Origin of the sequence: Bradyrhizobium sp. LA6.8 (genome assembly GCF_040547935.1) — a bacterium.
GTDB classification, from domain to species: Bacteria; Pseudomonadota; Alphaproteobacteria; order Rhizobiales; family Xanthobacteraceae; genus Bradyrhizobium; species Bradyrhizobium barranii.
The window spans coordinates 521,027-546,143 of the sequence record NZ_JBEPQQ010000004.1; the positions used below are offsets into that span (position 1 = coordinate 521,027).

The following is a 25,117-nucleotide window of genomic DNA, read 5'->3' on the forward strand; positions in this document are numbered from 1 at the left end:
TCGGTCGAGACCTGAGCATTGAGCGACCAAGCTTGCACGACGCTTGTGCATCATTGCACGATGACGTCGGCCTGGAGCGCGCCGGCCGTTTTGATCGCCTGCAGGATCGCGATGATGCCCGACGGCTTCAGGCCGATCTGGTTCAGCCCGCGCACCAGGCGCTGGAGGTCGACGCCGCTCAGGATCGCCACCTGCGATCCGGCCTCGTTGGCCTCGACCACGGTCTGGGGAACGACCACCGTCTGCCCTCGCGAGAACGGCGCCGGCTGCGACACCACGGGAAGCTCGGTGACACGAACCGTCAGGTTGCCATGCGTCACGGCGACGGTCGATATGCGCACGTCGCGCCCGATCACCACCGTACCGGTCCGCTCGTTGATCACCACCCGCGCCGGCGTGTCCGGCTCGACCGTCAGCTCGCCGATTTCGGCGAGGAAGCGGACGGGGCCGATATGGCGCGGCTTCGACAGCACGATAGTACGGTAGTCGCGCTCGAAGGCGATCTGCGCGCGGTAGCGGCCACCGGCGTAACCGTTGATGGCGTCGAGAATGCGTGTCGCGGTGACGAAATCAGGGTTCTTGAGCTCCAGCACCAGGAACTCCATCTCGTGGAGGCTTCCCTGCACCTCGCGCTCGACCAGCGCACCGTTCGGGATGCGGCCCGCCGTCGGCGTGCCCTGGCTGACGTTCTGCGCCTGCCCTCCTACACTGTAACCGGCGACCGTGACCGCGCCTTGCGCCACCGCATAGACCGCGCCGTCCGCCGCCCGCAGCGACGTCATCACCAGCGTGCCGCCGAGCAGCGAGGTCGCATCGCCGAGCGACGATACGGTCACGTCCATGCGCTCACCCGCCCCGATCGAGGGCGCCAAATCCGCGGTCACCATGACGGCTGCGACATTGCGTGTGCGCAGCGTCGTCGGACGCGGGGGATTGTTGGTGCTCGTGGTCTCGTTCCTGACGTTGATGCCCATGTTCTCGAGCATCGATTGCAGGGACTGCTCCGTGAACGGAGCGTTGCGGAGCGTGTCGCCGGTGCCGTTCAAGCCGATGACAAGGCCGTAACCGACGATCTGGTTTTCGCGCAATCCCTTGATGTCCGCGATGTCCTTAATGCGGACGGCCGCCTGGGCGCTGGCGGCGGAAACGAGCAGGACGAGCGCAAGCAGGAATCTGGTCATGATCCATCCACGACCTTGACGGTGCCGTCCGGCTGGACGACGCCTCTGATGATCACGCCGGTGTCGGTGTTTCGTACCGGGATGAGCGCGCCGGTCGCGCCCGACTGCATCGCCGCGCCGTAAGTGACGATCGACAGGCCGCTGTCTTCCACTACCACCTTGACCATGGCGCCGCGGGCAATGGTCCAGGGATCCTCCACCGAATTGGTCGGAATCGGCTGACCCGGCAGCAGAGCGCGCCGCGCCATGCGTCCGACCAGGATCTGGCGTCCTTCGATGAACATGGCAACGCCGAGCACATTCGGCGCGAAGGCGCGTTCCGTGATCATGTCGTCCCGGATCAGCTCGCCGGCGCGGATCGACACGGCCGGCACGGGAAGCCGCTTCTCCTCGGCCGCAGCGAGGCGCGCCGAGACGAGAACCAGCAGCACGGCGGCCAACCCGCGCACCATCAAGCCCACCCTGTTCGACATCGAGAACACCGGAACTAGCGCATGCCCTTCGAGACCGTCTGGGCCATTTCATCCGAGGCCTGGATGACCTTGGCGTTCATTTCGTAGGCGCGCTGCGCCGAGATCAACTCGGTGATTTCCTTGACCGGGTCGACGTTCGAGGCTTCGAGATATTGCTGGTTGAGCTTGCCGTATCCGGAATCGCCCGGCAGTCCGACGACCGGCGTGCCGGACGCCGTGGTCTCGCGATAGAGGTTGCTGCCGAGCGGCTCGAGGCCCGCTTCGTTGGCGAAATTGGCGAGGTTGAGCTGGCCGATCTGCCGCGGGTTCACTTCCGTATCCAGCTTGGCAAACACCTGTCCGGTCTGGTTGACGACGACCTGAACCGTTCCCTGCGGTATCGTGATTGCGGGATCCAGCAGATAGCCGTCGGTGGTGACGAGCTGGCCGTTGGCGTTAGGGCTGAACGAGCCGGCGCGGGTGTATTGCACCTCGTTGTTCGGGCCGAGCACCTGAAACCAGCCGCGGCCGTTGATCGCGAGGTCGTAGGGGTTGCCGGTCTGCGTGAGCGCGCCCTGGATGTGCAGCTTGCGGATGGCCGTCGACTTGACGCCGAGGCCGAGATTGGAGCCTTCCGGGATCGGCGAGGAGCCATTGACGTTCGCGACGCCCTGCATGCGGTCCATCTGGTAGAACAGATCGGTGAATTCCGCGCGCGCACGCTTGTACGACGTCGAATTGATGTTGGCGATGTTGTTCGCGATGACTTCGATGTTGGTCTGCTGGGCGTTCATGCCCGTGGCCGCAATGGCGAGCGATTTCACAGCTTCATTCCCTCAGATCAAATCGACATCCGGACGACTTCTTGGTAGGCCTGCACGACCTTGTCGCGAACCGCGACCGCGGTCTGCAAGGCCTGCTCGGCCGACATCAGCGCCTCCACGACCTTCCGGGTCGATTCTTTGCCCTGCATCGCCGAGATCGACGCCGCTTCGCCCGCCTTCAGCGTCCCGATCGCGTCCGTCGTCACCTGCTTCATCACCGATTCGAATCCGACATCGTCGGTGGACTGAATGGCGGTCGGCGCCGCCGGCGCGATGGCCTGCGTCTCGGTCGCGCGGCTCGCCGCTTGCCCGGCGGAAATCGCGGTGGATGAAATTGCCTCAAGCATTGTCAGCTCCTCAGCAGGTCGATGGTCATGCCCAGCATCGACCGCACCTGTTTCACGACCTGGAGATTGGCTTCATAGGACCGGTTGACTTCCCGCATGTCGGCCATCTCGATCATCATGTTGACGTTCGGCAGCTTGACGTAACCGGCCTTGTCGGCGGCGGGATGTCCCGGCTCGTACTCCACGCGGTACGGCGTGGTGTCGACCCCGATCTCCTTGACCTTCGCAAGCTGCGCGCCCGAGGCGCGGTCCATGGCGGCATCGAAGGTGATGGTCTTGCGCTGATACGGATCGGCGCCGGCCGTGCGTCCCGTCGAGGTCGCATTGGCAAGGTTTTCCGAAACGATGCGCATGCGCGTCGACTGCGCTTCGAGCCCGGAGCTCGCGACCGTCAATGACGCTTGCAGTGAGTCCAGCATGTCAATTCACCTCAGCTCTTCGCGCTCGACAGCAGCATGCGGTGGAACGACCGCACGACCGCCGAGTTCATCGAGTAGTCGCGACTGACGTCGCTGCCCTTGATCATTTCCTGCTCGAGGCTGACGGAGTTGCCGGAGTGAACCACTTCCCAGCTGTCCTTCTTCGCGGTCTTCCGCGTATCGGTCTCGGCCGCGGACAATTGCATGTGCGAGGGCGACGTCGTCGCGAGCCTGACCGGTGTGGCGTCGAGCACCTTGTTGAAGGGCTCGACGTCGCGCGCCTTGAAGCCCGGCGTATTGGCGTTGGCGACGTTGGTCGCAATGGTCGACTGGCGGAGCTCGAGGTACCGCGCCTGCGACGATGCGAGTTCGAAGAGATAAAGCGGTCCCACGACGGCCCCATGCTGATTTCTTAAGATTAAGTTTAGGGCCGCAAGCTTTCGTCAGGCTGATGCAGCCGACGCTATGCTCGGAAATCTACTGAACCTTCTCGGTCCTCGGCGCCTGCTTGGACTGCAGGAAGTAGATGATCTCGGCGACCGGCCGGAAGAATTCCGCCGGAATCACCTGGTCGACCTGAACCGCCTCATAGAGCGCGCGCGCCAGCGCCTTGTTCTCGATCACCGGAATCCGGTTCTGCTCCGCGACTTCGCGGATCTTCAGCGCGATCACGTCCATGCCCTTGGCGACGACCATGGGCGCTGCGTTTTCCTCGCGCTTGTAGCGCAGCGCGATCGCGAAGTGCGTCGGGTTGGCGATCACCAGCGTCGCGCGCGAGGCGGATGCGATCATGCGTTGGCGCGAACGGTCGCGCGCCAGCGAGCGCAGGCGCGCCTTGATCAGGGGATCGCCTTCCGCCTGCTTGTGTTCGTCCTTGATCTCCTGCTTGGTCATGCGCAGCTCGCGCCGCCAGTGGAAGCGCGCCCAGGCGAGATCGATCGCGACCAGGACGATGGTGGCGATGCAGATCGCCGAGACGATCCGCATCGCGATGTTGAGAATCATCTCCGGCAGCGCGACCGGATCCGTATACATCGCCTCGAACGCCCGGGCTTCGGACGAGCGCAGCACGAACACGACGACGACCGTCACCGAGACGAGCTTGAACAGCGACTTGGCGAATTCGACGAGGCCCTGCGTTCCGAACAGCCGGCTCCAGCCGCTGATCGGGGAGATTCGCGACAGCTGCGGCTTGATGCGCTCCAGCACCAGGCGCGGCGCATTCTGCAGCAACGAGGCGGCGAGGCCGAACACCGCCAGGGTGACGACCAGCGGCACCAGGAATCGCAACGCCTCGAGGCCCACCACCGTGAGCAGGTTGCGCGCGTCCGCGCCGTTGCTGAGAGGGAAGCCTTCGGGATCGTCGAGCAGGCTCTTCAGCGTCGGCGTCAATTGCTGTACGCCCTGGCCGATCAGGAACGCCTGGATCACCATCAGCGCGGCCATCGAGGCGAAGATAGAAGCCTCCCGAGAGACCGGGATTTTGCCCTGTTCGAGCGAATCGCGGACTTTCTTCTCGGTCGGCTCTTCTGTCTTGCTCTCCTGATCGGATGTTTCTGCCATGCCCGTTCAGCGGTCAGCGGAAGACCAGCTCGTCCTCCTGCTCGGGGTTGAGCTCGATTTCGCCCTTTTCCGCCAGGTCGAGTGCAAGGTCGGTGATGACGCGGCGCGCCTCCAGCACGTCGCGCTGGTTCGACGGCTCGCCGATGGCGAGTTCGTGCTCGACGACGCGGCGGACGCGCGAGGCAACCGAGGACAGGATGAGTTCGCGGAAATGCTTGTCCGTGCCCTTCAGCGCGATAACGATGCGATCGGTCGGCACCTGGTCGAAGATCATGGTGCGCGCCTTCGGGGTCAAATTGACCACGTCGTCGAAGGTGAACAGCAGTTCCTTCAGAACTTCGGCCGACTTCGGACGCTTCTCCGACAAACTCTTCAGCATGTCCTCGATATGGCCGCGCTCCATCTTGTTGATGATGTCCGCGACGCGTGCGTAGGTGTCGGCGCCGAGGTTGCGGGCGAAATTGAGCGTCAGGTCCTCGTGCAAGGTCTTCTCGAGGACTTTCATGGCGTCGTCGACGATCGGCTTGAGGCTGAGGACGCGCCGCATCAGCTCGTTGCGCAGGCTCGACGGCAGCTGGCTCATCACCTTGGCGGCGCAGGACGGCTTGACCTTGGACAGGATCAGTGCCGCGGTTTGCGGATGCTCCTTGGAGAGGTACGTCGCCAGCGAGTTTTCCGACACCGATGAGACGCGGTCCCACACCGACCGGCTCGAATTGCCGAGCAGGTCCGACATGATTGCCGAGACCTGGTCGGCCGGCAGCACATCGCCGAGCACGGCTTCGAGACCGCCGATGGTGCCGAGAATGTTGGCGCCCATCGAGAATTGCTGGGCGAACTCCTCGACGATCGACTCGAGTTCCTGCGCGGTGATCGGCCGCAGCTCGGCCGCGGCCTTGGTGACGATGCGGATATCCTGCGGCTCGAACTGCGAGAGCACGCTCGCGGCCGCCTGCCGGCCCATGGCCAGCAGGAGTGCCGCGACCTTTTCCGTTCCGCCCAGCGTGGCAACGCCTCGCTGCTTGATAGGAGCGACGCCGACCTGTGCCGCCATGATCAGGTATCACCCTGCCCCAGCGGTCCGACGATCTCCGTGAGCGAGACGCCGAAGCGGGAATTGTCCTCTTCGACGACAACCACTTCGCCGCGGGCAACGACGCGGCCATTGACCACGACGTCGACCGGCTCGCCGACACGGTGATCGAGCGGAACCACCGCGCCGCGGCCGAGCTTCATCAGGTTCGCGACCGGAATGGTCGCAGATCCCAGCACCACCTGCATCGTGACGGGAATGCGCAGGATGGCATCGACATTGGCGAATTTGCCGGTTTCCTCCGCCGTGCGCGCGGCGATCTCCGCCAGCCGCTCCAGCGGAGACGCATCGGTCTCTCCCGATGCCGATGCCGATGCAGACTCATATTCGAAAGATTGCGCCATTTGGTATCGCCTCTTGGTATTTCTGCTCCCGGAGCGCCGCGACGGTCCGATCGTACGTGTCCTGCAAGTCCCGAATTCAATGCTTGTTCGCCTCGGCGCCGCTCACGGTTGAGGCCGGTTGGAGCCCGCTCCGCGCGTCGAGCGCCGCGATCGCCTCGTGGGCCTGATCTATCTTCGTGCTCAGCACATTGGCGAGCCGGCCGAGATTTGCGGTGGAATCATGCGCGGCGGTGATAACGGTGTCGAAGGCGCCCGCCGTCTCGTGGACGATGGTCGAGAACTCGCCCTGGTAGCTGCGCAGCCGCGCCAGTTCGCGGTGCATCCGGGTCACCCTCATGCTGGTGAAGGCCAGCGCGATCAGCAGCACGGCATCAACGAGATAGGATATCATCGACGAACTCCCGCTTCTGATCGACGGGATCGGCCACCTGCATGGCGTAATAGCCATCGAGCTGACCGATCTGACACCAGAACAGCACCTGGTTGTTGCTCTCGAGCCGGGCCAGCGTGCGCGGCGTGGCCTCGAGCTCCAGAACTTGCCCCACCTTGAATTGCACGACGTCCTCGAGGGAAATCATCTTCTCGTCGAGCACCGCGCTCAGCGTCACTTCGGTACGGTGAACCTCGCTCTCCATCTGCTCGCGCCAGCGCGGATCAGCCGCGCGGCCGTCGCTGACGACGACGTGGGCGAGCTTCTGCCTGAGCGGATTGAGCGCGGAGTGCGGAATGATCAGGAACATCTGGCCGCCGCGATAGAGCGCCTGCACCATCATGTTCGCGCAGATCGACATATTGCTGGCGCGCCCAATCGCGAGCGACGCCATCGCCGTCTCGACTCGCTCGACACGGAAGGTGACATTGGAGGTGCCGGCGAAGGCGCCCTGCAGCGCCTTGGCGAACCGCTCAAACAGTGCCTGGACCAGCCGGATCTCGATGTTCGAGAAGGTGCGTTCGACGTCGAGCGGCGGTTCGGCGCCGTCAGAGCCGAACATCGCCTCGACCATGGTGAAGACGAAGTCGCGATCCAGCATGATGATGACGCGCGAGTCCCACTGCTCGGCATAGAGCACGGCGGCAACCGCGTTGCCCTCGTAGTCCTTGATGATGTCGCCGAGCGGGTCGTTGGTGATGCCGTTGACGGAGAAGTAGCACGGCGTTCCCGCCATCGGCTGCAGGCTGTCGGTGCACGATGCCGCCATGCGATCGAAGATCACATTGAGCATCGGCATGCGCTCGATCGATATGCCGGCGGCGTCCAGCAGGTAGTTCGGCAGCTGCTTCCGCTGATCGACGTCGAGGTCTTCCGTCATCATGCGCGGGCAGCCTTCGGTTCAGCCTCGGTCGCGACGGCCTTGGGACCTGCAATCGTCTCGTTCTCGACCACGTCGATCGACGGCCGCTCGCCGCTCGCGATCATCTTGCGACCGTGCTCGACGGCGATCTGCGGCATGGCGCCGTTCATGAACGCCAGCAGCGTCTGCTTGACGATGATATAGGGCCGGCAGCGCTTCTCTCGCGTCATCTTGATCTTGATCGCGAAGGGCGAGAGGACGCCGTAGGACAGGAAGATGCCGGCGAAGGTGCCGACGAGCGCCGCGCCGATGAAGCCGCCAAGGAGCTTCGGCGACTGGTCGAGCGCGCCCATGGCCTTGATGACGCCGAGCACGGCGGCGACGATGCCGAGCGCCGGCAGCGCCTCGGACACCACCACCATCGAATTGTAGGGCGCCAGCTTGGCCTTCACGATGGTGTGGATCTCTTCGTCCATCAGGGCTTCGATCTCGTGCGTGCGCGCATTGCCCATGATGATGAGGCGGACATAGTCGCAGATGAACTGCAGCAACGGCGGGTCCCCGAGCACGCTCGGGAACGCCTTGAAGATCTCCGAGGACGCAGGATCGTCGATATGCGCCTCGACCTCGTTGCGGCCCTTGCCCCGGAGCTCCCGCATCAGGGCATGGAGCGCTCCGAGCAGATCGAGGTAATAGCGCTCACTCGGCACCGCGCCGGTGATGGCCTGCATGCAGGCCACGCCGGTATCAACGACCGTTTTCCACGGATTGGCGACGATGAAGGTGCCGATCGCGGTGCCCAGGATGATCACGAATTCCCACGGCTGCATGAGCACGGCCAGATGCCCGCCCATGGCGGCAAATCCGCCGAGCAGTGCCGCTACCGTGATGAAAATCCCCACGAAACTGAGCAACGCGCCACTCCATCGCCGATCCCATCGGGAATATCTAGTCGGCGACGCTTGCGCGAGGCTGGCTTCGTGATCGCCAGCCCCGCGCAAGCAATTGGCGGCAGCTTGAGACGAAGTCGCAACGGCGGCCAGAGGGGCGCGTGCCATGCTATCCACGATCGCGGACTACACCAGACTGACCAAGGACATGGGCAAATCGCTGACGCAGGTCGCGGCCCAGCCGGACGTCAGCCGCGACACCGATTATTTTCTCAGCCACATCGGCAATGTGAAGACGATCGACGACTTCCTGAAGGACTATCGCCTCTACTCCTACGCGATGAAGGCCTTTGGTCTCAGCGACATGACCTATGCCAAGGCGTTCATGCGCAAGGTGCTGACCGAGGGTGTCTCCGACTCCAAGAGCTTCGCCAACAAGCTGACCGACACCCGCTACCGGCAGTTCGCCGCCGCCTTCAATTTCGCCGCCCTCGGCGACAAAGCGACCCAGACCGCCGCCGCCACGACCGGTACGGCGACCCAATACGTCACGCAGACGATGGAGGAGAAGGCCGGCGACCAGAACGAGGGTCTGCGGCTGGCGCTCTATTTCACCCGCAAGGCCTCCACCATCAGCACCTCCTACCAGATCCTCGCCGACAAGGCGATGACGCAGGTGGTCCAGACCGCGCTCGGCCTGCCGTCGACCATAAGCGCGGCAGACATCGACGCCCAGGCCAAGTTGATCACGAGCAAGATCGACCTCACCGATTTCCAGGACCCGGCCAAGGTCACCAAGTTCGTGCAGCGCTTCGCCGCGATGTGGGATGCGACCCAGGCCCAGAACGACATCAACAATGGCAACTCGACCAACTCCGCGCTGGTCCTGATCGGCGGCGCGTCGTCGATGGCCGGCCTGGATACCGACATGCTCACGAAGCTTCAGTCCATCCGGTTGGGAAAGTAAGTCATGCAATCGGCTCTCTATGTGGGATTGTCGGCGCAGGTCGCCCTCGAAAAGCGCCTCCAGACGATCGCCAACAACGTCGCCAACGTCAACACGGCGGCATTCCGCACCGACGTCGTGAAGTTCGAGACCGTGCTGTCGAAGGCCGGCGCGAACCCGGTCGCCTTCTCCTCGCCCGGCGACAACATCATCTCGCGCGAGATGGGTAGCATCACCGAGAGCGGCAACCCGCTCGACGTCGCCGTGGTCGGGCAGGGCTGGATCGCCTTCGCCGGCCCGAACGGCACGGTCTATACGCGCGACGGCCGCCTCCAGCTCGCCCCCAACGGCGACCTTCAGACCGTGTCCGGCTTCCCCGTGATCGATGCCGGCGGCGCGCAGATCACGCTCGACCCGAACGGCGGACCGATCGCGATCGCCCGCAGCGGCGCGATCACCCAGGACAACAACGAGATCGGCTCCATCGGCCTGTTCAACATTCCCGCCGATGCCAATCTCGAGCGCTACGGCAATTCCGGCGTCACGCCGGACCGGCCCGCGACCGCCATCGCCGATTTCTCCCGCGACGGCTTCAAGCAGGGCTATGTCGAGGGCTCCAGCGCCAATCCGATGATGGAATTGACCAAGCTGATCGCGGCTTCGCGCGCCTTCGACGGCACCAATTCGATGATCGAGGGCACCGAGAGCTCGCTCCAGAATGCAATCCGGACGCTGGGCGAGCCGGGCAAATAGACTGCGCTACATGCGCATTGAGGGTGGACGGTTTCCTTGAACGCTCTTCGGCAACTCGAGTGGGCGCTGCTGGAGCTTCAGCAGAGCACTCCCCTGGCCAGCGTCAGCGGCGCGATCTCCGAGATCGCTCCGACGCATTTCCGCGTCTCCGGCCTGTCGCGCTTCGTCAGGCTTGGTGAACTGATCGGCGTCAACTCCGGCGGCAAGCCCCAGATCGGCGAGGTGGTGCGGATCGACAGCGAGGGCATCATCGCCAAGCCGTTCGACCGGCAGTTCGCCGGCGGCCTCGGCTCGGTCGCCTACCGGATGCCGCCACTGTCCTTCGCGCCCGATCCGAGCTGGAAGGGCCGCGTCATCAACGCGCTCGGCGCGCCGCTCGACGGACAAGGTCCCCTCACCCCGGGATCGCGCACCGTCTCGGCGGAAGCCGAGGCGCCGGCGGCCATGAAGCGGGCGCGCGTCCACAAGCCGCTGCACACCGGCGTGCGCGTCATCGACCTGTTCGCCCCGATCTGCGCCGGCCAGCGCGTCGGCATCTTTGCCGGCTCCGGTGTCGGCAAATCGACGCTGCTGGCGATGCTGGCCCGCAGCCAGGGCTTTGACACCGTCGTGCTGGCGCTCGTCGGCGAACGCGGCCGCGAGGTGCGCGAATTCATCGAGGACGTGCTCGGCGCCAACCGCAGCCGCGCCATTACCATCGTATCGACGGGAGATGAAAGCCCGATGATGCGGCGGCTGGCGCCGAAGACCGCCATGGCGGTCGCCGAATATTTCCGCGACCGGGGCGAATCGGTCCTGCTGGTGGTCGATTCGATCACCCGTTTCGCCCATGCCGCCCGCGAGGTCGCCCTCGCCGCCGGCGAGCCTGCGGTCGCCCGCGGTTACGCACCGACGGTCTTCACCGACCTGCCCCGCCTGCTGGAGCGCGCCGGCCCCGGCGAGGAGGGATCCGGGACGATTACAGGCATTTTCTCCGTGCTGGTCGACGGTGACGATCACAACGAGCCGATCGCCGACACCATCCGCAGCACCCTCGACGGCCACATCGTGCTCTCCAGGCACATCGCCGACCAGGCGCGCTATCCCGCCGTCGACGTTCTGGCCTCGGTCTCCCGCCTCGCCCACAACGTCTGGGACCCCGAGGAGCGCGAATTGGTGAGCAAGCTGCGCACCATGATCGCCAAATACGAGGACACGCGCGATCTTCGCCTGATGGGCGGATATCAGACGGGGCGTGATTCGGGTCTCGACCAGGCCGTCGACATGGTCCCGAAAATCTACAGCGCCATGCGGCAGGACGCCTCGGCAGGGCCGAGCGCCGATCCATTCCGCGAGCTGCGAGACATGCTCAAGGGCGACTAGCCGGGCGCGGCCGGCGCGCCCGTCGTCGTCGACCTGCTCATTATCGCGACAGTCGATCACGCATGCCGCTGCGCCTCCGGCGCATGCGCACCCGTCGCCGACTGCCGCTTTCCGTCGCGCGCTAGCATCGGCCGTTCGGTGGAGATCGCGCCGCCGAGGCGAAAGCGATCCGGCGAACCCGTCTCGCTGTCATTATCACAACAACCGCTGCGTGCAATCCCTACGAGTTCCATTGCCGATTCTGTGACGGATCGCACAAGTTGTGGATGACGCGCCGCTGCGCGTCACCATCATGCACAAGCTTCCATCAATTTGCATCAACGGCGAACAGCAGCAGGCGTGCAATCAAACCGTCGCACATTTGCGTGCAAGTAGCTTGTTACACTGCGTATTGCGATCACCATGATGTGTCCTGACGAACGAGATTGTCTTGAACGTTACAATCGCTTCGAGCGACAGCCAGTCTTCAGGAGCGTCTCTACTTGATTTTGTTGAGAAGCTCATTCATCGTTTCGATGGAATACAAGAAACGTCTGCGTGTGACTTGAACTTCAGGGGCTACGGTTGAACAATACCGATCCATCGTCCGGCTGTGACGGCAACTCGGGCTTTCGTTCGACGACGCCACGATTGGCACACCATCATCGACACAGCTTCTCGCGCCGTATCTCGCAGGGTCCATCTGTCGAGTTCGGCAGCAGAACAGTCCGTGCTTTCGCGCGAGAGCCTGGCTCTGCGCATGTGTCGGATGTTGTGGTTGGTACGGCTTCTCGCGAAGGACTGGTGCGCAACGACGGAAGGCGGCTCCGGGGCGCCGCAGACGTGATATCCGGGGCAAGGTAGGAATTTATGCCGTTGGCACGCGAGGCCGTCGAGCTGCTGGTTCAGGCGGCCAGAGCCTGGTATTTCGAAGGCAATCAGCACGGGTTGCGCGACCGGGAATGGATGGCGCTGCGCTTTCTTCACCGCGCCAACAGGTTCTCGCGCACGCCGTCCGCGCTGGCCGGCTTCATCGGCGCGACCCGCGCCACCGCATCGCAGATCGTGAAGACGCTGGAAGCCAAGTCCTTCCTGGTGCGAAAGCCGTCGCACGAGGACAAGCGGTCCGTCGTGCTGCACGTCACCGCGCAAGGCGAGAAATGCCTGAGCCAGCACGACCCGATCAATCACGTGGTGAACGCGGTCACGTCTCTCGGCACCGACGAATGCGTCAGGCTGCGCGACTCGCTGCGCGAGATCCTCAATCATCTCGACGCGGCCCATCAGCGGCTCGATGCCAGCATCTGCCGCGACTGCATGTTTCTCGCCGAACGCAGTCCCGGCGCGGGCAAGGGACGCGCGAGCGCCGAATTCATGTGCCGGCTGTACCGCGCCCCGGTTTCTCTCGAGGAGACCGAGCTCCTCTGCACCAGCTTCGAGCGCACCCGCGACCGCCCGAAGATCGAGGGGCATCTCGACCGCGCGCGCATGGCGAGCCAGGGATGACGCGGGAGTTCGCGACGTGATGGAACGCGCAAGTTTCGGGCGGATGCGATCGCCGGCGCTTGCGTAAAGTTTCTCAGCGGTATCGTTCTTTGAAACACGCTCGTTTCCTCCGGTCTCCCGGACGCGCTGACCAAGCACGGGAGCATAGTGGCGCACGCTCCCTCCACGTCGTTGCGAGCGCAGCAAAGCAATGACGGAGTATGAGACATCGTCCTCCAAGTACCCCTGTCATTCCCCACGACCCGGCTACGCCAAGGCTTCGCCGGGGCTGAGGTCCAGGGCCGCCGAAGCTTTAGCGTAGGCGGCAAGCGGGGAATCCAGTACGCCGCGGCCTCTCGGCTCAATCACAGCCGTCTCTGGAATGCTGGATCCCCGGTCAAGCCGGGCGATGACAGCGAGTGCTGCAGACGCGCCTTCGCGCTCTCGCGGCGCATCTCGCCCGAGCTTTGCTTCGTCGTTCCACCCTCGAAGCCAAGAGGGCGCAGGGAAGGCCGGGTGCTGACCTCGCACCCGCGGTCCGCTGCGCGAAAGGTAGCGCAAGGAAACCGCACAGCAGCATACAGGTGGTGCCAATCACTCGGCCTTCCCTGCGCGATGGTTGGACGGCTTATGCCGTGCTCTCCCGGGAGCCGAGTTCCTTCTGGCCTCCCTCACGCTTGCAAAAGTCACCAGCACCGCGCCGGTTGACGCGACTGCCGCATTCGCAAAGCACTTGACCGTAGCAACGACGGCCAGGACCACACGGTTTTGCCGTACGCACGGCCCGCCATTTCGCCGCAGTTTTTCCAGCCCTGTCGACGGAGCCGGAAACTTACAGACGAGACGAACCTGACAGCGCCGCTCATCCGGCACGAAGCTTTGGGCTCACGGAGAGCAATCCGCCCTTGCCCGCACTTCTCGCGCCCAACGCTGCCGCGTCCACCGCAACCCGGCTCGCGACAGTGACGACACAAGATCGCCCCTCTTGGTGAGCCGGGATGGGCAGCGCATACGCCAATTCCGAATTTCGGTAAAGTGGAATATTTTCGCCCGCGCGGCTTGACGCCCTCTCGGGTGTTTTGCCCGTCGGGCAACGAGAGCCCCGTCGCCCGGATGGAGCCAACGGGTCGACGCGAAGCGCCGCCCGATGACAGGCTTCGCGCAATCCGGGAAAATCGTGGGCGTCGGACGAGCGGTCCCGGATCGGGCTGCGCTCCATCCGGGCGACCGACTACCCGCGCCCGCCCGGCAGTCCACCCGCCTTGTATGCATTATCCCAGTTGCCATCGCCGCGGACTTCGCTTTACATGCCGGCAACTCGCCCGCGGATGACGGCCGGGGCTCAAAAATCACACACATTTTCAAAGGGACGGAATATGGCGCGTAACATCCTGATTCTCGGGGCTTCCTACGGTTCCCTGCTGGGCACGAAGCTGCTGATGGCGGGCCATAACGTGTCCCTGGTCTGCCGCGCCAAGACCGCCGAGCTGATCAACCGTGACGGTACCGAGGTGCGCATCAAGCTGCGCGACGAGGCGGTGCACCGGGCGATCTTCTCGCGCGACCTGCCCGGCAAGCTCGACGCGGTGACGCCGGGCAATGTCGACCTCTCGCGCTACGACATGGTCGGCCTGGCAATGCAGGAGCCGCAATACACCAACCACACGGTCCGCGTTCTCATGGTCAAGATCGCCGCGGCGAAGCTGCCGTGCCTGTCGATCATGAACATGCCACCGCTGCCCTACCTGAAGCGGATCCCGTCGCTTGCCGACATGGATCTCGAGGAGGCCTACACCAATGCGCAGGTGTGGGAGCGTTTCGAGCCCGGCCTGGTGACGCTGTGCTCGCCCGACCCGCAGGCCTTCCGTCCGCCGGAAGAAGCCGCCAACGTGCTTCATGTCGGCCTGCCGACGAATTTCAAGGCATCGGCCTTCGCCGACGAGAAGCACAACAAGGTGCTGCGCGAGCTCGAAGCCGACATCGACGCGGTGACGCTCGACGGTCACGACGTGCCGGTGAAGCTGAAAGTGTTCTCTTCGCTGTTCGTGCCGCTGGCGAAATGGTCGATGCTGCTGACCGGCAACTATCGCTGCATCACGCCGCACGAGCCGCAGTCGATCCGCGACGCCGTGCACGGCGATCTCAAGCGTTCGCAGACGATCTACGATCATGTCGACGCGATCGCCCGCCGTCTCGGCGCCGATCCGCAGGACCAGGTGCCGTTCGCGAAATACGCCAAGGCCGCCGAAAGCCTGCTCAAGCCGTCATCGGCCGCGCGCGCGGTCGCGAGCGGCGCGCCCTTCATCGAGCGCGTCGACCTGCTGGTGAAGCTGATCTCGCATCAGCTCGGCACCCCCAATGCCGAGATCGACCGCACGGTCGAGACCGTGGACCTGAAGCTGAACGAGAAGATCGTGCAGGGCGGATCTGGCGCGCAGTAGCAGCGTGCCGGCGCTGCCGTCATAGGTCGCGCCGGCCTGCACTGATCGAATTGTCGATGCAGATCGGATCGCCCCTCAGCATGGGCTTACAATTTGGCCCAATACGGGCGATCCTGCTCAGCAGTCCGTTTGCGTAAATCCCGCATACATGCGACTGCTAGCCGTCACGCGGGCGCCGATTTCCGCAGGTTCCGGGGCAGCGCGATGGCCGGATCGAAGGGCTGAAGAACAAGTAGAAGACGATGGATCAGACGGCGTTGCAGGTCGCTCGCGCGGTGGAGGCCGGCGCGACGACGATGAAGGGGATCGTTGACGCGACCGGATTGTCCCGCCTCAAGGTCGAGCGCGCGCTGAGCACGCTGGAGAAGCAAAAGCTCCTGGTCCGCGACGGCCAGGGTTTTCGCGCGACCGGCCTGCCGAAAACGGCGCCGCTGACCCGGCAGTGCGGATCGTGCAACGCCTGCTGCGATATCCTTGAAGTGGCCGCCGTCGACAAGCCGGTGAACCAGCTGTGCAGACACTGGCAGACGGGAACCGGGTGCACCATCTACGACCGCCGCCCGCAGATGTGCCGGTCGTTCGTCTGCGCCTGGCTGCAAGGTCATCTCGATGACGCCTGGTTTCCGGCGACGTCCGGCATCATCGTGCATTTCAGCCAGGACGCGGTCAACGTCACCGTCGACGACGAATGTCCCGATCGCTGGCGCGAGGAGCCTTATTTCAGCAAGCTCGTCGAATGGTCGCTGAACGGGATCAGGCGGATCGGTAACCGCGGCTACGCGACCCTCGTGGTCTCCGGCGAGAACCGGTTCCTGCTGCTCGGACGTACCATCGTTCCCGAGCCGACGCTGTTCGGAACGGCGTTCCTGCCGCTCACCACCGACACCTTCCGGTTCTGGCGCGCGACATCGCCCGAGCATCTGCAGCGGCTGCACGAGCGCATCGCCGAGATCGAGCGTATCCGGCAGGAATTCGGCTCCTGTGCGATCCCCGAGAACGAGGACGACGATCCGCAGGCGCCCTATCGGCCCGCACTTTTACGGCAATCGAATCACGCCTGAACTCCGCCGTGGGCAACACCGCATGATTCGCACGGTGCCGCTCGACGCGCCCCGGCCGGGTTGTTAAGCCCCTGTCCGCGAATGATGGGGACTTGAGTCGGGGACATGACAGTTGCGATCGAGATGGGGCAGACCACGGCAGGCGCCGCGGCCGCCATGGACCTCGAGGAACTGCTGGCGACCCGGCTCCTGGTGCAGGGCAATTCGGGCTCCGGCAAGTCGCATCTGTTGCGGCGGCTGCTCGAACAGAGCGCGCCCTGGGTGCAGCAGGCCATCATCGACCCCGAAGGCGACTTCGTCACGCTGGCCGAGCAATTCGGTCATCTGGTGATCGAGGCGGAGGATCACACCGAGCGCGGCCTTCAGGTCGCGGGCGAGCGCGCGCGGCTGCATCGCGTCTCCACCGTGCTCAATCTCGAGGGGCTGGACGCCGAGAACCAGATGCGGCGTGCCGCGGCGTTCCTCGGCGGCCTGTTCGACGTCGACCGCGATCACTGGTACCCGATGCTGGTGGTGGTCGACGAGGCGCAGCTGTTCGCGCCGGCGGTCGCCGGCGAGGTCTCGGACGAGGCGCGCAAGCTTTCCCTCGGCGCGATGACCAATCTGATGTGCCGCGGCCGCAAACGCGGCCTCGCCGGCATCATCGCGACCCAGCGCCTGGCAAAACTCGCCAAGAACGTTGCGGCGGAAGCCTCCAATTTCCTGATGGGCCGGACCTTCCTCGACATCGACATGGCACGCGCCGCCGACCTGCTCGGCATGGAGCGGCGGCAGGCCGAATCCTTTCGCGATCTCGAGCGCGGACAGTTCATGGCGCTCGGCCCGGCGCTGTCGCGACGCCCACTGCGTTTGCATATCGGCCCGACCGACACCCACGCGCGCAATTCCACGCCGCGGCTGATGCCGATGCCGGAAGCCGCGCTCGAGGATATGCGCGCCGTGATCCTGGCCGCGCCGCCGCCCGATGCCAGCCGCCCGCAACGCCGGCCCGCGCCTGATCTGCTCGAGCAGCTCCGCGCCGCGAAGGCGGCCGCGCCGGAGATCCGGCCTGAGGTGGCCGAGGTGCCGATCAGCGCCGAGGAGCTCGCCGAGCGGCGCGAGCGCGTCGATCGTACGCTTCGCGCCGTGCTCGCCGAGCCCGACGCCGGCTTCCGCGCCGTCGGCGTGCTCTATCAGGAGTTCGTGGTTCGCTGCCGCATCGAGGGCCTCGGCTCCGCGGTGCCTGATCTGAACGAATTCCGCCGCATGCTGACACGCGCGCGCGCCGGGCTCGGCGCCGAGCATGCCGAGGACGACGTCTGGCAGGACGTGTCGCTGCGCGCCTCGATCCTGCCCGACGACATGCAGGGCGTGTTCATGATGATCGCACGCGCGGCGAAGGAAGGCTGGCCCTGCCCCGGCGATGCCGCGATCGCGCGTGCCTACGGCTCGCATTCGCTGCGCCGCGCCCAGCGCCTGCTCGGCTATATGGAGGAGCAGGGCCTGATCGTCTGCCAGCTCGACGGCGGCGGGCGCCGGATCGTGACGCTGGTGGAGCTGGCCTGGGCCACCGCGCCGGGCGATCCCAACGGCGACGATCTGCCGGCGGAGCCGGTTCCGAGCGCGGCCTCGGCTTGAGATCGTCTAGAACGTCCCGGCGACAGTCACGCGAAAGGTCAGCGGCTCGACCGGGTGCAGCACGTAATCCATCACGCCATTCTGGCAGACCGCCGTCGGCGCGACGCCGCCGGTGCAGAGATTGTACAGCGTGTCGGTCTTGAGCAGCGAGCCATAGGCATAAGTGATCTGGTTCGCCTGCGTGTTGAAGAGATTGAGCACGTCGAGCTGGATGCGCCAGCCATTGTCGATGCGATAGCCGAGGCGGCCGTTGAAGATGCTGGTCGCGGACGAGCGGAACGCATTGTCTTCCGTCAGCGGGCTCGACGCCAGATAGCGCCAGCGCAAAGTCCCGAACCAGCCGGTCTTCTCGCCGAGCGTGATGCCGGCCGATGCCACCATCGCCGGCCCGTTCGGAATGTAGTTGCCGGGCGCGTTGCCGATCTGCGCTTCGGGATAGCCCGCGAGCGAGGCATAGACCTCCGCCTGCTCGCTGTCAGTGCCGCGGAAGCGCGCATGCGTCATGGCGAGATCAGCATCGATGTCGATCCACGAGCGCGGGCGGTAGTGATTGGTCCACTCGAAGCCGTAGCGGCGGCTGGCGCGGGTCGCCGAGGTATCGCCGGCATCGCCGGAGAACAGGATCTCGGAATCCTGGTCGAGGATGAAGAGGCTAAGCGAGGTGTCGAGGCCGGGAACGATCTTGCTGCGGACGCCAACCTCCGCGCCCTTTGTACGTACCAGCAGCGGCGACGGCGTAAGTCGCGTGGCGGGGTCGCTCGGATCTTCCGTCGTGGTCGCGCCGCGCGCGTCGTTCGAGTGCATGCCGGTGCCGGCACCGAGGAAGAATTCGGTCTGGTTGAACGGGCCGAGCACCATGCGGAATTTCGGGCTGCCGAGCGCGGCGTCAGAGCGGCCGGAATTGTTGGCATTGAACAGCGAGGTGACGTCGGCCGCATAATAGTCGCCGCGCAGGCCGACAGTGGTCCTCAGCCAATCGGTCCAGCGCACGGTGTTCTCGGCATAGACGCCGACGCTGCCCTCGCCGACCTTGTCGCTCCGAATGCTGGAGAGGAAGCCGCGCTGGAACGTGTTGCTCAGCGCCAGATCGATCGAATCATAGCGCGATTGCAGGCCGATCGTGGTCTGCATCGGCAAGCCGGCGAACGATCCGCTCAGCGTGCGCGAGATGTTGGCGCCCGCCATCAGGCGGTCGTCGTGCTGGTGGAACTGGTCGCCGAGCACGGGATCGCTGAGGAAATAGGTGAAGTTGTTGAAGAGGTCGAGCTGGCTCTTCACGACGTAGGCGTTGACCTTCCACGACCCCACATCATCGCTCTGCGCGATGCGGCCCGAGAGCGCAAAGCGGTTGGTGTTGCCGCCGTCGCTCGGATCTTCCGAGCCGAAGCGGTCGATAAAACCGCCGGTGATCGCGCGCTGCGGCACCTGGTCGGTCGAATTCCATTTGTTCGCGTAAGCCATGCCGGTGACGGAGACGCCATCGGTCGCGGTGCCCTGGCTGTAGCGGACGAGACCGTTGAGCTTGCGCACATTCTCCGGATTGTCCCAGGGGCCGTTGTAGGTACCAATCTCACCGGCGACGAGCAGCGAACCTTCACCGACTTTCGCTGAGTCCATGCCGAGAAAACGACGATAGCCAAAGCTGCCGGCGGTCACCTGCGCGAGGCCCTTTTCGGTACGGTCGATCAGGCCGATGCGCACGCTGCCGACAGAGGCGAAATCGCTCTCGTCGGCGAAGTACGGCCCCTTGCGCACATCCATCGCGCTGATGGTTTCCGGGATCAGCCAGTTGAGATCGGCATAGCCCTGGCCATGCGCGTGGGTGCGCATGTTGACGGGGACGTCATCGACATAGATGGCGAGATCGGTGCCGTGGTCGAGATTGTAGCCGCGCAGAAAATACTGGTTGGCTTTGCCTTCGCCCGAATGCTGGGTCACGATCAACCCGGGCACGACTTCGAGCGCCTCACCAGGTCGCGTGAAAGGGCGCGCGTTGATCTCATCGCCGGAAACGGTGATCTCGCTCGCCATGCCTGGCGGGCCCTTTGCGCCGGAGGCGACGCTGCGGGCGCCCGAGGCCGGAGCCTGCGTCGGCTGAGCCACGTGACCGCGATTGGCCGGGACCGGCTTGCTGGCTCGCCGCGATGCGGGCAGTCTCTTGTGAGGCTTCGTCTCGCCGCCGGAGACCTCGATCGGCGGCAGTTCGCGCGAGGCGCCACTGCTCTGCGCGAAGGCGCTGCCGTCATCCGCGAGAAGCATGATGGCCGAAAATGCCGTCAACGCTCCGCGACGACGGCCAGACTCAGGCCGCCTCGGTCGCATCGGCGCCCCGAAGTACATTCGCGCGGGACGCGGCGCCCGCAAACATGCGGCGATAGAGCAGGACCGAAACGAGCCAGGCGATCGCAAACAGCGCGATCACGGCGAAGCCGACATTGGCGAGCGACTCGTTGAGGCCGTCGACCAGCGCCCACACCCCGCCGGTTAGACCAAGCCGGTCGGCGATCAGGCCGAGCGCCTCGATGCCGCCGATCAACAGCGCCACCGCGACGGACGCGCCGGTGATGGTGAGGTTGTACCAGAGCTTTCGCAGGGGATCGACGAAGGCCCAGCGATAGGCGCTGACCATCAGCGCCGAGTCGGCGGTGTCGACCAGCGCCATGCCCGACGCGAACAGCGCGGGAAAGACCATGACGTCGACGAGCGAAGCGCCGCGCGCAGCTTCCGTCGCGGAGATGCTGAGCAGGCCGATCTCGGTCGCGGTGTCGAAGCCGAGCCCGAACAGGAAGCCGAGCGGGAGCATGTGCCAGGGCTTTGTCACCAGGCGGAACATCGGGCCGAGCAGGCGCGCCAGGAATCCGCGGCTCGCCAGCAGCGCATCGAGCTGCGCGGCGTCGTGGACGCCCTGCGCGCGCGCGATGCGAAATGTACGCCACAGGCCGACGAAGATGGCGAGATTGATGGCCGCGATCACGAGCAGGAACAGCGCCGACACCGATGTGCCGATGACGCCGCCAATATCCCTGAGCAGGCTGTCGCCGCCGAGGCTCACCACGCCGAGTGCCAGCAGCATGGTCGCGGCCACGACCACGGTGGAATGGCCGAGGGCGAAATAGAGGCCGACGCTGCGCGGCGCACCGCCCGCATGCATCAGCTTGCGCACGACATTGTCGATGGCGGCGATGTGGTCGGCGTCGACGGCATGGCGGAGGCCAAACACCCAGGCCAGCAGCGCGGTCGCCATCACCGTCGGCCGGTCACCGAACGCCGCGAAGGCCCAGGCCCATGCGGCGACGTTGGCGGCGATGAGCCCGCCGAACAGCAACACGGTGGCGGGCTCCACCGCCCGTAGGGACCATTTCGTCACGACAATCATTCCGTTCGCACGCCCCTTCGCGGCAACGGTATGATCTTTTCATAGAATGATCACACTAGCCAATGCAATTCCAGGGGGCCGCTTTGCAGGAATGCTTGTAACCATCCTTCGAGACGCCCGCTGCGCGGGCTCCTCGGGGTGAGGCCTGGATTCGCCGCCACGTTGCGAGCAGACCCTCATGGGGAGGAGCCCGCGCAGCGGGCGTCCGGACGATGCTCTGCATCGCCGGGCGAACCATCAGGCCCAGGTCAAGCTACGCGGCCTCGGAGCCACCAAGATAGGCATCGCGGATGCGGGGGTCGTCCTTCAGCGCCCGCGCCGGGCCAGAGAGCACGATCTTGCCGGTCTGGAGCACATAGGCCTCGTGCGCGATCTCGAGCGCGAGGCTGGCGTTCTGCTCGACCATGAAGACCGACACGCCTTCCTGGTTGATGGTGCGGATCAACTCCAGCACGCGGTCGACATAGAGCGGCGACAGGCCCATGGTCGGCTCGTCCATCACGATCATCCGGGGACGGCTCATCAGCGCGCGCGCCATCGCGACCATCTGCTGCTCGCCGCCGGAGAGCGAACCGGCACGCTGCGACAGCCGCTGGCCGAGCTTCGGAAACAGCGTGAGCATCTTGTCGAGATCCTGCGCGATCGCCTCGCGGTCGTTGCGCACGAAGGCGCCCATCAGGATGTTTTCGCGAACGCTCATGTCCGCGAACAACCGCCGCGCCTCTGGCACAGAGGCGATACCACGACGGACAATCTGCGGCGTGGTCAGCCCGAGCAGCGAGGCGCCGTCGAAGGTCACGTCACCCGAGCGTGGTTTCACCAGGCCCAAGATGATCTTCATCGTGGTCGACTTGCCGCTGGCATTGCCGCCGAGCAGGCAGACGATATGACCGCGGCCGACCGTGATCGACAGGTCGAAATGCACCTGCGCCTGGCCGTAGAAGGTGTTGACGTTCGAGAGCGCCAGCAGCGGCTCGGATGCGCCAGTCGTCATACCACGCTCTCCCGCTCCGGCGTGTCCGACAGGCCATGGCCGAGATAGGCCTCGATCACCTTGGGATCGCCACGCACCACTTCACCCGGCCCTTCCGCGATCTTCTTGCCCTCGTCCATGACGATGACGCGGTCGGAGAGGCGCATCACCATCTCCAGCTTGTGCTCGATCAGGAGGATGGTCAGCCCCTCGGCCTTCAACTCGGCGACGAGGCCCTGCATCTCCGTGGTTTCGGTCGGGTTCATGCCGGCGGTCGGCTCGTCGAGCAGCAACAGGCGCGGCTTCAGCGCGAGCGCGCGCGCGATCTCGACGCGGCGGCGGTTTGCATAGGACAGGCTATAGGCCGGCTGGTCGATCCGCGGCAGCAACCGCTCGCCGAAGCGTGCGAGAATGGTCTTCACCTCCTCGCGCAGCCGTTCCTCTTCGTCCCTGACGCTGGCCGGACGCAACAGCGCCAGCCCCAACTCCAGCAGCGGGCCGATCACAGGCACCGCGGGCTTCACCGCGCGCAGCCGCGTATGCGCGCCGATCAGGACGTTGTCCATGACGCTGAGATTGCCGAAGACGCGACCGAGCTGGAACGTGCGCGCGATGCCTCCGGCAGCAAGCCGTTCGGGCGAGAGACCCGTGATGTCCTGCCCTTCGAAGTGGACATGGCCGGCATCGGGCCGATCGAGCCCGGTCACGAGGTTGAACAGCGTCGTCTTGCCGGCACCGTTCGGGCCTATGATGCTGATGAGCTCACCCCTGGCGAGATCGAGGTCGATGGCATCCACTGCGGTCAGGCCGCCAAAGCGACGCGTCAGCCCGCGCAGGGACAGCATGGGTGTGTGCTGCTCTGCCATCATATCGTTCCCAACAGGCCCTGCGGCCTGAACCGCACGAGCAGCAGCAGCACGATGCCGTAGATCAGGATGCGATACTCCGCCGCGATCCGGAACACCTCCGGCAGGCCGACCAGCGCCACCGCCCCCACGATGGCGCCGACCACGTTGCCGAGGCCGCCGAGGATCACGACCGTCAGCGCCAGGATGGATTGCTGCGTGTTGAAGGTCTCGTGGTTGATGTAGGAATAGAGATGCGCGGCGATGCCGCCGCTGACGCCGGCGGCAAAGCCGCCGAAGATGAAGGCCAGCGACTTGTAGCGGTTCAGGCTGAGGCCATAGGCGCGCGCGGCGATGTCGTCGTCGCGGATGGCGCGGAAGCTGCGGCCGAGATGCGAGCCGAGCAGCCGCCCCTGCAGCAGCGCCAGCACGACCATCACGACAAAGCTGAACCAGTAGATCGAGGTCGGGCTGACCAGATCGTAGCCAAACAGCGACAGCGGCGGAATGCCGGAGATGCCGATCGGGCCGCGGGTGACGCTCTCCCAGTTCAAAATCACCAGCGACACGATCTCGCCGATGGCCAGCGTCGCGATCGACACATAATGCCCGCGCAGGCGGAACGACGGCGAGATCAATGCCGTGCCGAGCGCGGCACTCATCAGGCCGCCGGCGATGATGGAGAGGCCGACGGGGACGGAGAAATTCAGCGACAGCAGCGCCGAGGTGTAGGCGCCGATCGCGAGCAGCGCGGCATGTCCGAGCGAGACCTGTCCCACCGTGCCCGCAACCAGCGTCAGGCTGAGCGCGAGCATGCCGAGCAGCCAGGCGTTGATCAGGGTCTGGAGCACGTAGAAGGACACCGGGAAGAACGGCAGGATCGCGAACACGCCGGCGGCGACCAGCAGCGCCCAACGCGGAATCCGCACCGGGCGGCTCGGCGCGATGAAAGTGCCGGTGAGCGGCTCGGGCGGCGCCTGCCGCGCGCTGGCGAACAGGCCGTTCGGACGCAGCACGAGCACGATGACCAGCAGCAGGAACGCGAATAGATTGCGGTAGCTGGTGCCGAACACGGCGACGCCGTAGCTCTCGACCAGCCCGAGCAACAAGCTGCCGATCACGGCGCCCGGCACGTTGCCGGCACCTCCGACCACTTCCGCAACGACGCCCTTCAGCGTCGCCTGCAGGCTCATCGCGGTGTCGATCTGGTTGTAGTACATGCCGACCAGCAGGCCGGAGACGCCGCCGAGCGCAGCCGCGATTCCGAACACGGCCTGATTGACGCGGTTGACGTCGACGCCCATCTGCATGGCGGCGTCGCGGTCCTGCGCGGTGGCGCGCACCGCCCAGCCGAGCTTGCTGTAGCGCAGGAACACGAACAGCAGCAGCGCGCTGGTGAGGCCGACGCCGGCGATCAGCAGATCAAGCGGTCCGATCGTGCCGCCACCGACCTGGAAGCGCACGTCAGGCAGCTGGCTCGGCAGCGCGCGCGGGTTGGGCGAGAAGGTCAGCATCACCAGCTGATCGAGCACGAAGCTGATACCGATGGTCGCGAGCAACGGCGCGATGCGCACGGAATTCTGGAGCGGACGCAGGCCGAACCGTTCAATGATCAGTCCGACGATCGCGGCCGCCACCGCCACCACGATGATGGTGAGCGGCAGCGGCGTATGCAGCTGCACCACCGCGACCCAGCCGATATAGGCGCCGACGAGATAGATCGAGCCCTGGGCAAAGTTGATCAGCCGGCTGACGCCGAAGATCAGCGCAAGCCCGACTGCAACGAGCGCGTAGACATTGCCGACGATCAGCCCGTTGATCGTGTAGTCGAGCCAGGAAGACACGCTGATATCACCGCGTAGAGAGGAAAGCGG

24 protein-coding genes are annotated in these 25,117 nt (G+C 65.2%); 7 read left to right on the top strand and 17 right to left on the bottom strand.

Going from position 1 to position 25,117, the window contains the following annotated elements:
• Positions 1–50: 50 nt before the first annotated feature.
• The 12 genes from flgI to motA all read right to left on the bottom strand — a co-directional run bounded on the left by flgI (position 51) and on the right by motA (position 8,429).
• Positions 51–1,181, bottom strand: coding sequence for a flagellar basal body P-ring protein FlgI (gene flgI / locus ABIA90_RS22650; protein ID WP_135216095.1), 1,131 nt, complete (start codon positions 1,179–1,181; stop codon positions 51–53).
• Positions 1,178–1,633, bottom strand: a complete 456-nt coding sequence (flgA, locus tag ABIA90_RS22655) for a flagellar basal body P-ring formation chaperone FlgA (RefSeq protein WP_063986113.1) — start codon at positions 1,631–1,633, stop codon at positions 1,178–1,180. Before flgA ends, flgI begins: the two co-directional genes overlap by 4 nt.
• Before the next feature lie 35 nt (positions 1,634–1,668).
• Positions 1,669–2,457, bottom strand: a complete 789-nt coding sequence (flgG, locus tag ABIA90_RS22660) for a flagellar basal-body rod protein FlgG (protein ID WP_085405310.1) — start codon at positions 2,455–2,457, stop codon at positions 1,669–1,671.
• 17 nt (positions 2,458–2,474) lie between these two features.
• A complete protein-coding gene (fliE, locus tag ABIA90_RS22665; protein WP_014492660.1) occupies positions 2,475–2,804 on the bottom strand; it encodes a flagellar hook-basal body complex protein FliE in 330 nt (109 codons plus the stop codon).
• Positions 2,805–2,806: 2 nt separating this feature from the next.
• Positions 2,807–3,223 carry a flagellar basal body rod protein FlgC gene (gene flgC / locus ABIA90_RS22670; protein WP_014492659.1) on the bottom strand — a complete coding sequence of 139 codons (417 nt, stop codon included), beginning with the start codon at positions 3,221–3,223 and terminating at the stop codon, positions 2,807–2,809.
• An 11-nt stretch (positions 3,224–3,234) separates the two neighbouring features.
• On the bottom strand, positions 3,235–3,615 hold the full coding sequence (gene flgB, locus ABIA90_RS22675; RefSeq protein ID WP_014492658.1) for a flagellar basal body rod protein FlgB: 381 nt from the start codon (positions 3,613–3,615) through the stop codon (positions 3,235–3,237).
• 85 nt (positions 3,616–3,700) lie between these two features.
• On the bottom strand, positions 3,701–4,786 hold the full coding sequence (flhB, locus tag ABIA90_RS22680) for a flagellar biosynthesis protein FlhB (protein ID WP_039153365.1): 1,086 nt from the start codon (positions 4,784–4,786) through the stop codon (positions 3,701–3,703).
• A gap of 13 nt (positions 4,787–4,799) precedes the next feature.
• The gene (locus tag ABIA90_RS22685) at positions 4,800–5,840 is read right to left on the bottom strand and encodes a flagellar motor switch protein FliG (RefSeq protein ID WP_014492656.1); all 1,041 of its coding nucleotides are present in this window, start codon (positions 5,838–5,840) and stop codon (positions 4,800–4,802) included.
• A 2-nt stretch (positions 5,841–5,842) separates the two neighbouring features.
• Entirely contained in the window at positions 5,843–6,223 is a 381-nt protein-coding gene (gene fliN / locus ABIA90_RS22690; RefSeq protein ID WP_354119339.1) for a flagellar motor switch protein FliN, read from the bottom strand.
• A 76-nt stretch (positions 6,224–6,299) separates the two neighbouring features.
• Positions 6,300–6,614, bottom strand: coding sequence for a hypothetical protein (locus ABIA90_RS22695; protein WP_063981296.1), 315 nt, complete (start codon positions 6,612–6,614; stop codon positions 6,300–6,302).
• The gene (locus tag ABIA90_RS22700; protein ID WP_028153460.1) at positions 6,595–7,536 is read right to left on the bottom strand and encodes a flagellar motor switch protein FliM; all 942 of its coding nucleotides are present in this window, start codon (positions 7,534–7,536) and stop codon (positions 6,595–6,597) included. The genes ABIA90_RS22695 and ABIA90_RS22700 overlap by 20 nt, the downstream gene beginning before the upstream one ends.
• Complete coding sequence (gene motA, locus ABIA90_RS22705; RefSeq protein WP_063981295.1) at positions 7,533–8,429, bottom strand: flagellar motor stator protein MotA; 897 nt, start codon at positions 8,427–8,429, stop codon at positions 7,533–7,535. Before motA ends, ABIA90_RS22700 begins: the two co-directional genes overlap by 4 nt.
• A gap of 142 nt (positions 8,430–8,571) precedes the next feature.
• Here motA and ABIA90_RS22710 point away from each other — a divergent pair, with 142 nt between their 5' ends.
• From ABIA90_RS22710 to ABIA90_RS22740, 7 genes are all read left to right on the top strand, one after another.
• Positions 8,572–9,372 (top strand): DUF1217 domain-containing protein, encoded by an 801-nt coding sequence (locus ABIA90_RS22710; RefSeq protein ID WP_354119338.1) that lies wholly within the window; start codon positions 8,572–8,574, stop codon positions 9,370–9,372.
• A 3-nt stretch (positions 9,373–9,375) separates the two neighbouring features.
• Positions 9,376–10,104: a flagellar basal-body rod protein FlgF gene (flgF, locus tag ABIA90_RS22715; RefSeq protein WP_071909949.1), complete on the top strand. Its 729-nt coding sequence runs from the start codon at positions 9,376–9,378 to the stop codon at positions 10,102–10,104.
• A 36-nt stretch (positions 10,105–10,140) separates the two neighbouring features.
• A complete protein-coding gene (gene fliI / locus ABIA90_RS22720; protein ID WP_063981292.1) occupies positions 10,141–11,466 on the top strand; it encodes a flagellar protein export ATPase FliI in 1,326 nt (441 codons plus the stop codon).
• Positions 11,467–12,315: 849 nt separating this feature from the next.
• Positions 12,316–12,951: a MarR family winged helix-turn-helix transcriptional regulator gene (locus tag ABIA90_RS22725; protein ID WP_063981291.1), complete on the top strand. Its 636-nt coding sequence runs from the start codon at positions 12,316–12,318 to the stop codon at positions 12,949–12,951.
• Between the two features lie 1,355 nt (positions 12,952–14,306).
• On the top strand, positions 14,307–15,371 hold the full coding sequence (locus tag ABIA90_RS22730; protein ID WP_063981258.1) for a ketopantoate reductase family protein: 1,065 nt from the start codon (positions 14,307–14,309) through the stop codon (positions 15,369–15,371).
• Positions 15,372–15,613: 242 nt separating this feature from the next.
• Complete coding sequence (locus ABIA90_RS22735) at positions 15,614–16,432, top strand: YkgJ family cysteine cluster protein (protein WP_354119337.1); 819 nt, start codon at positions 15,614–15,616, stop codon at positions 16,430–16,432.
• A gap of 105 nt (positions 16,433–16,537) precedes the next feature.
• Positions 16,538–18,049 (top strand): helicase HerA domain-containing protein, encoded by a 1,512-nt coding sequence (locus tag ABIA90_RS22740; protein WP_135215615.1) that lies wholly within the window; start codon positions 16,538–16,540, stop codon positions 18,047–18,049.
• A gap of 6 nt (positions 18,050–18,055) precedes the next feature.
• On the opposite strand, the gene ABIA90_RS22745 is transcribed toward ABIA90_RS22740, so the two are convergent.
• The 5 genes from ABIA90_RS22745 to ABIA90_RS22765 form a co-directional block, all read right to left on the bottom strand.
• A complete protein-coding gene (locus ABIA90_RS22745; protein ID WP_354119336.1) occupies positions 18,056–20,371 on the bottom strand; it encodes a TonB-dependent receptor in 2,316 nt (771 codons plus the stop codon).
• Positions 20,352–21,425, bottom strand: coding sequence for a HoxN/HupN/NixA family nickel/cobalt transporter (locus tag ABIA90_RS22750; RefSeq protein ID WP_354119335.1), 1,074 nt, complete (start codon positions 21,423–21,425; stop codon positions 20,352–20,354). Before ABIA90_RS22750 ends, ABIA90_RS22745 begins: the two co-directional genes overlap by 20 nt.
• 253 nt (positions 21,426–21,678) lie before the next feature.
• On the bottom strand, positions 21,679–22,419 hold the full coding sequence (locus ABIA90_RS22755; RefSeq protein ID WP_166344171.1) for an ABC transporter ATP-binding protein: 741 nt from the start codon (positions 22,417–22,419) through the stop codon (positions 21,679–21,681).
• Complete coding sequence (locus ABIA90_RS22760) at positions 22,416–23,264, bottom strand: ABC transporter ATP-binding protein (RefSeq protein ID WP_354119334.1); 849 nt, start codon at positions 23,262–23,264, stop codon at positions 22,416–22,418. The genes ABIA90_RS22755 and ABIA90_RS22760 overlap by 4 nt, the downstream gene beginning before the upstream one ends.
• Complete coding sequence (locus tag ABIA90_RS22765) at positions 23,264–25,087, bottom strand: ABC transporter permease (RefSeq protein WP_354119333.1); 1,824 nt, start codon at positions 25,085–25,087, stop codon at positions 23,264–23,266. The genes ABIA90_RS22760 and ABIA90_RS22765 overlap by 1 nt, the downstream gene beginning before the upstream one ends.
• Positions 25,088–25,117 lie beyond the last annotated feature (30 nt).

Bases quoted from the DNA above. Each gene is read 5' to 3' on its own strand.
- flgI (WP_135216095.1), bottom strand. From the start codon at position 1,181: ATGACCAGATTCCTGCTTGCGCTCGTCCTGCTCGTTTCCGCCGCCAGC.
- flgA (WP_063986113.1), bottom strand. From the start codon at position 1,633: ATGGTGCGCGGGTTGGCCGCCGTGCTGCTGGTTCTCGTCTCGGCGCGC.
- fliE (WP_014492660.1), bottom strand. From the start codon at position 2,804: ATGCTTGAGGCAATTTCATCCACCGCGATTTCCGCCGGGCAAGCGGCG.
- flgC (WP_014492659.1), bottom strand. From the start codon at position 3,223: ATGCTGGACTCACTGCAAGCGTCATTGACGGTCGCGAGCTCCGGGCTC.
- flhB (WP_039153365.1), bottom strand. From the start codon at position 4,786: ATGGCAGAAACATCCGATCAGGAGAGCAAGACAGAAGAGCCGACCGAG.
- ABIA90_RS22685 (WP_014492656.1), bottom strand. From the start codon at position 5,840: ATGGCGGCACAGGTCGGCGTCGCTCCTATCAAGCAGCGAGGCGTTGCC.
- fliN (WP_354119339.1), bottom strand. From the start codon at position 6,223: ATGGCGCAATCTTTCGAATATGAGTCTGCATCGGCATCGGCATCGGGA.
- ABIA90_RS22695 (WP_063981296.1), bottom strand. From the start codon at position 6,614: ATGATATCCTATCTCGTTGATGCCGTGCTGCTGATCGCGCTGGCCTTC.
- ABIA90_RS22700 (WP_028153460.1), bottom strand. From the start codon at position 7,536: ATGATGACGGAAGACCTCGACGTCGATCAGCGGAAGCAGCTGCCGAAC.
- ABIA90_RS22710 (WP_354119338.1), top strand. From the start codon at position 8,572: ATGCTATCCACGATCGCGGACTACACCAGACTGACCAAGGACATGGGC.
- flgF (WP_071909949.1), top strand. From the start codon at position 9,376: ATGCAATCGGCTCTCTATGTGGGATTGTCGGCGCAGGTCGCCCTCGAA.
- ABIA90_RS22725 (WP_063981291.1), top strand. From the start codon at position 12,316: ATGCCGTTGGCACGCGAGGCCGTCGAGCTGCTGGTTCAGGCGGCCAGA.
- ABIA90_RS22730 (WP_063981258.1), top strand. From the start codon at position 14,307: ATGGCGCGTAACATCCTGATTCTCGGGGCTTCCTACGGTTCCCTGCTG.
- ABIA90_RS22735 (WP_354119337.1), top strand. From the start codon at position 15,614: ATGGATCAGACGGCGTTGCAGGTCGCTCGCGCGGTGGAGGCCGGCGCG.
- ABIA90_RS22740 (WP_135215615.1), top strand. From the start codon at position 16,538: ATGACAGTTGCGATCGAGATGGGGCAGACCACGGCAGGCGCCGCGGCC.
- ABIA90_RS22745 (WP_354119336.1), bottom strand. From the start codon at position 20,371: ATGCGACCGAGGCGGCCTGAGTCTGGCCGTCGTCGCGGAGCGTTGACG.
- ABIA90_RS22750 (WP_354119335.1), bottom strand. From the start codon at position 21,425: ATGATTGTCGTGACGAAATGGTCCCTACGGGCGGTGGAGCCCGCCACC.
- ABIA90_RS22755 (WP_166344171.1), bottom strand. From the start codon at position 22,419: ATGACGACTGGCGCATCCGAGCCGCTGCTGGCGCTCTCGAACGTCAAC.
- ABIA90_RS22760 (WP_354119334.1), bottom strand. From the start codon at position 23,264: ATGGCAGAGCAGCACACACCCATGCTGTCCCTGCGCGGGCTGACGCGT.